Genomic DNA, 9,348 nt, shown 5'->3' with positions numbered 1-9,348 from the left:
TCGCTTCGCAATTCGTGAAGGCGGCCGTACTGTAGGCGCTGGTGTTGTTGCTAACGTATTGAACTAAGACTTAAGTCTCAGTAATGAGCTTATGAATTAGTCATAAAAAAGGCCACCCTATCTAGGGTGGCCTTTTTTTGTTGAGGATAGTGAAGCACGTTCAAAAATAGAATTAGGCCTAGCGCGTATCAATAGATTTGCAATATCCATGAAAGAGACAATTATTTGTTAGACAGCATATTGTAATCTACGGCATAGCTTGTTATATTATCGCTGCACTTAACGCTAGCAGCTGTTTTAGATTGCAGCAGTGCAAAATCAGGTAAAATTAATAATTTTACCGTCAAGGGCTTGCATTCTATGCTAAATATTGTATAATGCTGTCCTTTACACCCATAGGCGATTGGCTCAATTGGTAGAGCATCGGTCTCCAAAACCGAGGGTTGTAGGTTCGAGTCCTACATCGCCTGCCATCTTCTTATCACATCTTTGTTGTACCCCACCATCTCCGAAGCGAGTTCTTTATGAGCAATGATCAAGATAACCTCGAGACTAAGTTATCTGATGCCAAGGCGGTTGCTGGTGGAATGCTGTCTAAAAACAAGCATGTTTCAGCTAGCGGTACTACTGCTGTTGAAGTGGCTAAGACTGGCTCAATAAAAGATTTGATTTTGTGGCTACTTGCCGCAGCTGTATTAATCGGTGCGACTCTAGTAAATCAATACTTACCGGGCTATTGGCAACCTGCCAACGACGTCTGGGTACGTATTGGTATTATTGTCGCACTTGTTGTATTTGCATTAGTTTGTTTGGCGTTAACGCATCAAGGCCGTGCTTTTAAAATATTATTAAAAGATGCTGCCGTTGAGCTTCGCCGAGTGACATGGCCAGGTAAAGACGAAACCTTTCAATATACATGGCAAGTGATTGTCGTGATTGCGATTGCTGGTTTCTTTATTTGGTTATTGGATAACTTTTTTAATTGGTTCGTTGGTATTTTCATCGGTTAATAGCGCGTATTAGTGACTATTAGCGAGACATTTACTCATAACAACTTATTTATAATGATCAGGAGCGTGATATGCGTTGGTATATTGTCCAAGCGTTTTCAGGATATGAAAAACAAGTACAACGTTCATTAACTGATCGTATTAATCGTAGTGACTTTGCTGAGTCATTCGGTGATGTATTGGTTCCTACTGAAGAAGTCGTCGAAATGAAAGACGGCAAAAAACGTAAGAGCGAGCGTAAGTTCTTTCCTGGATATGTATTGATCCAAATGGAAATGAACGACAATACTTGGCACATCGTAAAAGACTGTCCTCGTATTATGGGCTTCATCGGTGGTACGCCTGAGATGCCTGCACCGATTACGCAAGTAGAAGCTGATCGCATTTTAAACCGTTTGAACCAGACTGAGACTGACCCACGTCCTAAGACTCTATTTGAGCCAGGCGAAGAGTTGTTGGTTATCGATGGTCCATTTACTGACTTTAAAGGGTTGGTAGAAAAAGTGGATTACGAGAAGTCTAAGCTACATCTAACGGTAAACGTATTTAATCGACCTACGCAGGTTGAGCTTGAATTTAGTAAAGTTGAAAAACTAGACTAAATTAGCAAAAAATTCATCAACCGGGGAGCTGTTAGTCAACTAGGTGTATACCACGTTGATTTGGCGCTATCACCCATTTAGGAGAGTATCATGGCTAAGAAGATTGATGGTTACATCAAACTGCAAGTGCCTGCAGGCAAAGCAAATCCTTCACCACCTATTGGTCCAGCTTTGGGTCAAAAAGGCGTGAACATCATGGCGTTCTGTAAAGAATTTAACGCTGCGACCTCAGGCCAAGAGCCAGGTCTACCGATCCCAACTGAGATCACAGTATACAGCGACAAATCTTTTACCTTCATCATGAAGTCACCACCAGCTGCATACTTACTACGTAAGGCTGCTGGTATTGCTAAAGGTTCAGGTACACCGAACACTGCTAAAGTTGGTAAAGTTGACCGTGCACAACTAGAAGATATCGTTAAGACTAAGAATGCAGATTTAACTGCAGCTGATCTTGACGCTGCTGTTCGTACCATCGCTGGTACTGCACGTTCAATGGGTATTACCGTGGAGGGTGTATAATGTCTAAGCTAACCAAACGTCAAAAAGAAATTCAAAGCCGTATTGATAACGAAAAACAGTACACTATTGAAGAAGCGGTTCAAATCCTAAACGATTTGCCAGCGCTAAAATTCAAAGAGTCTATCGATATCGCGGTAAACTTGGGCGTTGACCCACGTAAATCTGATCAAGTAGTTCGTGGTGCAACTAACCTACCTGCTGGTACTGGTAAAACCAAACGCGTTGCTGTATTTGCTCAAGGCGCTGCTGCTGAAGCCGCTAAAGAAGCTGGTGCAGACATCGTTGGTTTTGAAGACCTAGCAGAGCAAATCAAAGCTGGTAACATGGACTTTGATGTTGTTATCGCAGCTCCAGATGCAATGCGTGTTGTTGGTCAATTAGGTACTATCCTAGGCCCACGTGGTCTAATGCCTAACCCTAAAGTTGGTACAGTAACGCCAAACGTTGCTGAAGCTGTGACTAATGCGAAAGCTGGTCAGGCTCAGTACCGTGTTGATAAAGCTGGTATCATCCATGCAACTATCGGCCAAGTTGGTTTCACTGCTGATCAAATCGAGCAAAACGCGCAAGCGATTCTTTCTGATCTAAAGCGTGCTAAGCCTGCTACTTCTAAAGGTACTTTCATTAAGAAAATTACCTTGTCTAGCACGATGGGTCCAGGTCTAACGATCGACGCTGTTCCTTATCGTACTGCTAAATAATTAAAGTTTTTATCTTCAAATATTTTGAGTGATAAACACAAACAGTTTTTAAAGAATTAGGTCAGCGTAGTATTTGCTACGCTGTCTAAGACCGTAGGTAGAGAGTAGTTTAGAGTCATAGTTAGCGATCTTCGGATAGTTGCTTATGATAATAAGTCACTTTTGTTAATCGACGACAGATGAAAATCTTAGTTGTCCTACGCAGACGGTGGCCCACACAGTTTAAGACACGAGCGAATAGGGCGATAAGATTATTTATAATCTTCAAACTATTACTCAACGTCATTCTGATAACGGTGCCGTAATCAGTCGTTACCAGTAGATGCTTTTTTTATTAATTGAATCCGCTGGTAATGTGTCGTATCAAGTCAGTCTTAGCTTACAGTTTGAGCGCATAAAAACCTTGTTTTTGGCACTTTTATTATAAGTCGATTGATAAGATTAAAGGAGTCAACTTATGGCATTAACGCTAGAACAAAAACAACAAGTTGTGGCTGAAGTGTCTGAAGTTGCTGCTAATGCTTACTCAGCAGTAGCTGCCGAATATCACGGTATTGGTGTTGCACAGCTTACTAAGCTGCGTGAACAAGCTCGTGATAAAGGTGTTGTTTTGAAAGTGGTAAAAAATACACTAGCAAAACGCGCTTTTGAAGGCACTAAGTTTGAGAGCATGTCAGACCGTATGACTGGTCCACTACTTTTGGCTTTCTCTATGGAAGATTTGGGATCTGCTGCTCGAGTCGTTTTCGACTTCAGCAAAGATAACAAAGCTTTAGAGACCAAATTAGTATCAGTCGGTGGTGAAGTTTATGGTCCAGAAGAGCTAGAGCGCGTATCGAAGCTACCAACTCGCGACGAAGCAATCTCTATCTTGATGGCTACTATGAATGCACCAGTGACCAAGCTTGTCCAGACTATGAACGCTGTTCCTGGCAAGTTCGTTCGCACTGTAGCGGCAATCAAAGACGCAAAAGAAGCTGCTTAATTGCTTGTTTTAACGTAACTTTAACATCGCTAATTTTGGTTGCATTTTATTGTCACATTAGGCAAGCAATCAAGGCGATATTAGAATCAATTAATTTTTATCAGATAACGGAGAGTTCTCATGGCACTATCTAAAGATGACGTGTTAAATGCAATCGCTGAAATGTCAGTAATGGATATCGTTGAGTTAATCAGCGACATGGAAGAAAAATTCGGCGTAACAGCTGCTGTTGCTGCTGCACCTGCTGCTGCTGGTCCTGCTGCTGCTGCTGCTGAAGAAAAAGACGAGTTTGACGTAGTTCTTGCCAGCTTTGGCGAGAAGAAAGTTGGCGTAATTAAAGCCGTACGTGAAGCTACTGGTCTTGGCCTAAAAGAAGCGAAAGATTTGGTTGAAAGCGCTCCAGCTCCAATCAAAGAAGGCGCATCTAAAGCTGAAGCTGAAGAGTTGAAAAAGAAACTTGAAGAAGCTGGTGCAACTGTTGAACTAAAATAAGTTTAACACTGTACGAAAAAAAGCTGGTAATGCCTTGCATTGCCAGCTTTTTTTTACTATAATTCGTAGCTTGACCTTTTGTGTCTGCCAACATACGTATGCAACATCACGGTGGATACCCATCAAAAGGACAGACGATAGCTATGCAAATAAACACAGTGCAAGCACACATACCAGTTTTTGAAATCAGTTAATATCAGCTAAACGTCCATAGATGTTTGGCATTTTTTTGTGTCTGCATGCTTTCCCATTAACACTATAGTTTATACTGATTCTAAAAGTTATAGCTACCCCAATTATTAATCCTGAAAAGCTGTTGATCTTAGGTTGTCCATTTAGCATGGTTTTACTGTCAGTAGGTAGGCTCATAGACGGTAGATATTAGCGACGATATTGATTTTGATAGCAAGTGGTTTAGCATGACTCGAATAGAAGTTATTTCTTCTCAAGAATATTGGTAAATTTGGCCTTTTAGGCAATTGAATATAGATTGGCTGATATTGAAATTGTCGTTCTAAGGCATCATATAGAGTGGCTTAGATACCGATTATAAGATTAGAGCAACTTGTGAGATTAAAGGCAGTTATAAGATTGAATACAGTGTCATAGTGACGCACTGCTGAAGCACATACCACTGTATCACCTGTACTAATGGATAAACAGTCACTAGCTAAGTATTAACACCCGTTTTATATTATCGTTTACGTCGCCACGTTTGCATCGTATTTATGCATACTGGCCACGCTTTTAATTTGTTTCCACGTTTACTGTAAGGACTCTCGATGGCATATTCTTATACTGAAAAAAAGCGTATTCGCAAAAGTTTTGCTGAATTGCCCACTGTAATGGACGTTCCCTATTTACTGTCTATTCAAGTAGATTCTTATGAGCAATTTTTGCAAGAGCACAAAAAGCCGAAAGCTCGTGAGAATACTGGTTTGCAAGCTGCGTATTCCTCTATTTTCCCAATTGAGAGTCACTCTGGTAACGCAGAGCTACAATTTGTTGAGTACTATTTAGGCACGCCTGAATTTGATGAGCGTGAGTGTATCTTACGTGGTTCAACGTTTGCTGCGCCTATGCGTGTCAAAATCCGTTTGATCATCAAAGACAAAGACAGCAAAGACAAAGATAGCAAAGCTGCTATCAAAGATATCCGTGAGCAAAGCGTCTATATGGGCGAGATGCCTTTGATGACTGCTAACGGTACTTTTATTATCAATGGTACTGAGCGTGTTATCGTATCTCAGCTACATCGTTCACCTGGTGTGTTCTTTGACCATGATAAAGGTAAGTCGCATTCAAGTGGTAAAGTGCTTTATAACGCACGTATCATCCCTTATCGTGGTTCATGGTTAGACTTTGAATTTGATGCAAAAGATTTAGTATTTGCTCGTATTGACCGTCGCCGTAAACTACTTGCATCAATCATTCTACGTGCACTTGGTCTAACGACTTCTGAAATCCTAGATTTATTCTTTGATAAAGTCGCTGTTTATAAAGCTGAAGAGACGTTTGAAATTGATCTAGTTGCTGATCGTCTACGTGGCGAAATGGCGCAGTTTGATATCGTATCACCTGAAGGTGACGTTATTGTAGAGCAGGGCAAACGTATTAACGCACGCCGTATCCGTCAGCTTGAAGAAGCAGGTATGACGAAAATTGCTGTGCCTGATGAATACCTATATGAGCGTATTTTAGCTGAAGACATCGTTGTTAATGATGAAATCATCGCTAAAGCAAACACGCCAATCGACCACGAGTTATTGGTGAAATTGAACTCATTTGAAGCCAGTGGTGCCATCAAAGAGTTCAGCATTCTGTTTACTAACGATATCGACCAAGGTAGTTATATTGCCGATACGCTACGTGCTGATAGCACCTCAAGCCGTGAAGAAGCGTTGATCGAAATCTATAAAGTCATGCGTCCAGGTGAGCCACCAACGGTCGAAACTGCTGAGAAACTGTTTGAGAGCATGTTCTTTAATGCAGATCGTTATGACTTATCAAACGTCGGTCGTATGAAGTTCAACCGTCGTCTTGGTTTAGAATTTGATAATACTGATGACCCTGATATCCAGCGCGAACGCAGTGTATTGACCAATGATGATATCGTTAACGTTCTAAAAGAACTTATCGAGATTCGTAACGGTCGCGGCGATGTTGATGATATTGACCATCTTGGTAACCGTCGCATTCGTTCAGTAGGCGAGATGGCAGAAAACCAATTCCGTGTTGGTCTAGTACGTGTTGAGCGTGCGGTAAAAGAGCGTTTAAGCTCAGCAGAATCAGACAACTTGTCACCACAAGATTTGATTAACTCTAAGCCAGTAGCGGCTGCGGTTAAAGAATTCTTTGGTTCAAGCCAGTTGTCACAGTTTATGGATCAGAACAACCCGTTGTCTGAAGTTACCCATAAGCGCCGTGTATCAGCGTTAGGACCTGGTGGTCTAACTCGTGAACGTGCAGGCTTTGAAGTACGTGACGTACATGATACCCATTATGGCCGTGTGTGTCCGATTGAGACTCCTGAAGGTCCAAACATTGGTCTAATCAACTCACTAGCGACTTTTGCTAAAACCAACAGCTTTGGCTTCCTAGAAACGCCTTATCGCCGTGTGGTTGATGGTAAAGTGACTGACGTTATTGAGTATCTATCAGCAATCGAAGAAGTAGGCACTGTCATTGCACAGGCTGATTCTCCAATGACTGAAGATGGCGCGTTATCTGATGAGATGGTCAGTGTGCGTAGCTATGGTGAATTTGTTCGTATGCCGCCAGAAAAAGTGACGCATATGGATGTATCACCAAGTCAGGTAGTATCGGTTGCAGCAGGTTTGATTCCGTTCCTAGAGCATGATGATGCTAACCGTGCCTTGATGGGCTCGAACATGCAGCGTCAGGCTGTCCCTACGCTACGTGCTGATAAGCCGTTAGTAGGTACGGGTATGGAGCGTCACGTTGCTCGTGACTCTGGTGTTTGTGTTATCGCTAAGCGTGGCGGCGTGATTGAAGATGTTGATGCATCACGTATCGTTGTTCGTGTAAACGAAGACGAGATGACTGCTGGTGAAGCGGGTATCGATATCTATAACTTGATCAAATACACGCGCTCTAACCAGAACACTTGTATCAACCAACGTATCATCGTTAACCAAGGTGACGAGATTGCTTTGGGTGATATCTTGGCTGATGGTCCTTCAACGGATCTTGGTGAGCTAGCATTAGGTCAGAACATCCGCATCGCATTTATGCCGTGGAATGGTTACAACTTCGAAGATTCAATCTTGTTATCTGAAAAAGTAGTTAAAGAAGATCGTTTCACTACTATTCATATCCAAGAATTGACTTGTGTGGCTCGTGATACCAAGCTAGGTACAGAAGAGATCACTGCTGATATTCCAAACGTTGGTGAAGCAGCATTATCAAGTCTTGATGAAGCAGGTATCGTCTATATCGGTGCTGAAGTTGACGCTGGCGATATCTTAGTTGGTAAAGTGACACCAAAAGGTGAGACGCAACTAACGCCAGAAGAGAAACTACTACGGGCTATCTTTGGTGAAAAAGCGGCTGATGTGAAAGACACTTCACTACGCGTACCGACTTCAAGTAAAGGTACGGTTATTGATGTACAGGTATTCACCCGTGATGGCGTTGAAAAAGACGCACGCGCAAGAGCGATTGAGAAATCGCAGCTTGATAGCTATCGCAAAGATTTGAAAGAAGAGCTACGTATCTTTGAAGAAGCAGCACGTGGCCGTATTGGTAATCTATTAGATGGCCAAAAAGTCAGCGGCGGTGCTGGTCTAAAAGCTGGTACAGTTATGGCCTTGGCTGATATGAAAGATATGAGCCTTGAGACATTGCTTGATATCCAACCAGTAGAAGAAGAAATCTCTGAGCGTCTAACGCAAATCGCTGATTACTTGGTTGATAAGCAAAAAGACATCGATGTGAAGTTTGCTGAGAAAAAACGCAAATTGACTGCTGGTGATGACTTACAGCATGGCGTACAAAAAATCGTTAAAGTATATCTAGCGGTTAAGCGTCGTATTCAGCCTGGTGATAAGATGGCTGGTCGTCATGGTAACAAAGGTGTTGTATCGCGCATCATGCCAGTTGAAGACATGCCTTATGATGAAAATGGTAATACCGTTGACATCGTATTGAACCCACTTGGTGTACCATCTCGTATGAACATCGGTCAGGTTCTAGAGACGCATTTGGGTATGGCAGCGAAAGGATTGGGCGAGAAGATTGACGGTATGCTCAAATCTCAAGCAGCGATCAAAGAGCTACGTGACTTCTTGGACAAAATCTATAACCAAGTAGGCGGTGAGCAAGTTGATCTTGATAGCTTGAGTGATGATGACATCATGGCGCTAGCAGACAACTTACGTGGCGGTGTACCGATGGGCACAGCAGTATTTGACGGCGCAAGAGAAAGCCAAGTTAAAGACCTGTTAGAGCTTGCTGGTATGGATCGCGATGGTCAGCAGACGTTATATGATGGTCGTACAGGTCAGAAGTTTGACCGTAAAGTAACCGTTGGTTACATGTACATGCTCAAGCTTAACCATTTGGTTGATGACAAAATGCATGCGCGTTCAACCGGTTCTTATTCTCTAGTAACGCAGCAGCCATTGGGCGGTAAAGCTCAGTTTGGTGGTCAGCGCTTCGGTGAGATGGAAGTGTGGGCATTAGAAGCATACGGCGCGACTTACACGTTGCAAGAAATGCTAACGGTGAAGTCGGATGACGTTGAAGGCCGTACTCGTATGTACAAAAACATCGTTGATGGTGAGCAATATATGGATCCAGGCATGCCTGAGTCGTTTAACGTACTGACCAAAGAAATCAAATCACTGGGTATTAATATTGAGTTAAAACAAAGCAACTAGCCCGTTGTTTAACTTAGTTGTCCACTAAAGGCAGTCTGCTTTATTGCTGCTGCTTTTAGTGATTTGTCTCAACCCTATTCATTGCCTTCATTCATCTTATCTGCGTCAATGGTACGCTGTCAGATGATTATAAAG

At 42.4% G+C, this 9,348-nt stretch carries 7 protein-coding genes, 1 tRNA gene and 1 pseudogene; all 9 read left to right on the top strand.

Going from position 1 to position 9,348, the window contains the following annotated elements:
- A pseudogene (locus CXF62_RS05330) lies at nt 1-67 on the top strand (elongation factor Tu); the annotation flags it as partial.
- 330 nt (nt 68-397) lie between these two features.
- Nucleotides 398-473: transfer RNA gene (locus tag CXF62_RS05320), tRNA-Trp, on the top strand.
- Between the two features lie 51 nt (nt 474-524).
- Nucleotides 525-1,010 (top strand): preprotein translocase subunit SecE, encoded by a 486-nt coding sequence (gene secE / locus CXF62_RS05315; RefSeq protein WP_057761731.1) that lies wholly within the window; start codon nt 525-527, stop codon nt 1,008-1,010.
- Between the two features lie 71 nt (nt 1,011-1,081).
- Nucleotides 1,082-1,612: a transcription termination/antitermination protein NusG gene (nusG, locus tag CXF62_RS05310; protein ID WP_057761729.1), complete on the top strand. Its 531-nt coding sequence runs from the start codon at nt 1,082-1,084 to the stop codon at nt 1,610-1,612.
- Between the two features lie 90 nt (nt 1,613-1,702).
- Complete coding sequence (gene rplK, locus CXF62_RS05305) at nt 1,703-2,134, top strand: 50S ribosomal protein L11 (protein ID WP_057761727.1); 432 nt, start codon at nt 1,703-1,705, stop codon at nt 2,132-2,134.
- On the top strand, nt 2,134-2,835 hold the full coding sequence (rplA, locus tag CXF62_RS05300) for a 50S ribosomal protein L1 (RefSeq protein ID WP_057761725.1): 702 nt from the start codon (nt 2,134-2,136) through the stop codon (nt 2,833-2,835). Before rplK ends, rplA begins: the two co-directional genes overlap by 1 nt.
- A gap of 457 nt (nt 2,836-3,292) precedes the next feature.
- The gene (gene rplJ, locus CXF62_RS05295; RefSeq protein ID WP_057761724.1) at nt 3,293-3,820 is read left to right on the top strand and encodes a 50S ribosomal protein L10; all 528 of its coding nucleotides are present in this window, start codon (nt 3,293-3,295) and stop codon (nt 3,818-3,820) included.
- Between the two features lie 120 nt (nt 3,821-3,940).
- Nucleotides 3,941-4,312: a 50S ribosomal protein L7/L12 gene (rplL, locus tag CXF62_RS05290; RefSeq protein WP_057761722.1), complete on the top strand. Its 372-nt coding sequence runs from the start codon at nt 3,941-3,943 to the stop codon at nt 4,310-4,312.
- Between the two features lie 782 nt (nt 4,313-5,094).
- Nucleotides 5,095-9,213 (top strand): DNA-directed RNA polymerase subunit beta, encoded by a 4,119-nt coding sequence (gene rpoB / locus CXF62_RS05285; protein ID WP_102093198.1) that lies wholly within the window; start codon nt 5,095-5,097, stop codon nt 9,211-9,213.
- The last annotated feature ends 135 nt before the right edge of the window (nt 9,214-9,348 follow it).

It is taken from the genome of Psychrobacter sp. MES7-P7E, assembly GCF_002863645.1.
Taxonomy (GTDB): domain Bacteria; phylum Pseudomonadota; class Gammaproteobacteria; order Pseudomonadales; family Moraxellaceae; genus Psychrobacter.
Note: the sequence above shows the minus strand (reverse complement) of the source record. Positions and strands in the feature narration are given on the sequence as shown.

What these genes read in the sequence shown, in the direction of transcription:
- rpoB (WP_102093198.1), top strand. Translation starts at nt 5,095, where the DNA reads ATGGCATATTCTTATACTGAAAAAAAGCGTATTCGCAAAAGTTTTGCT.
- rplJ (WP_057761724.1), top strand. Translation starts at nt 3,293, where the DNA reads ATGGCATTAACGCTAGAACAAAAACAACAAGTTGTGGCTGAAGTGTCT.
- nusG (WP_057761729.1), top strand. Translation starts at nt 1,082, where the DNA reads ATGCGTTGGTATATTGTCCAAGCGTTTTCAGGATATGAAAAACAAGTA.
- rplK (WP_057761727.1), top strand. Translation starts at nt 1,703, where the DNA reads ATGGCTAAGAAGATTGATGGTTACATCAAACTGCAAGTGCCTGCAGGC.
- secE (WP_057761731.1), top strand. Translation starts at nt 525, where the DNA reads ATGAGCAATGATCAAGATAACCTCGAGACTAAGTTATCTGATGCCAAG.
- rplA (WP_057761725.1), top strand. Translation starts at nt 2,134, where the DNA reads ATGTCTAAGCTAACCAAACGTCAAAAAGAAATTCAAAGCCGTATTGAT.
- rplL (WP_057761722.1), top strand. Translation starts at nt 3,941, where the DNA reads ATGGCACTATCTAAAGATGACGTGTTAAATGCAATCGCTGAAATGTCA.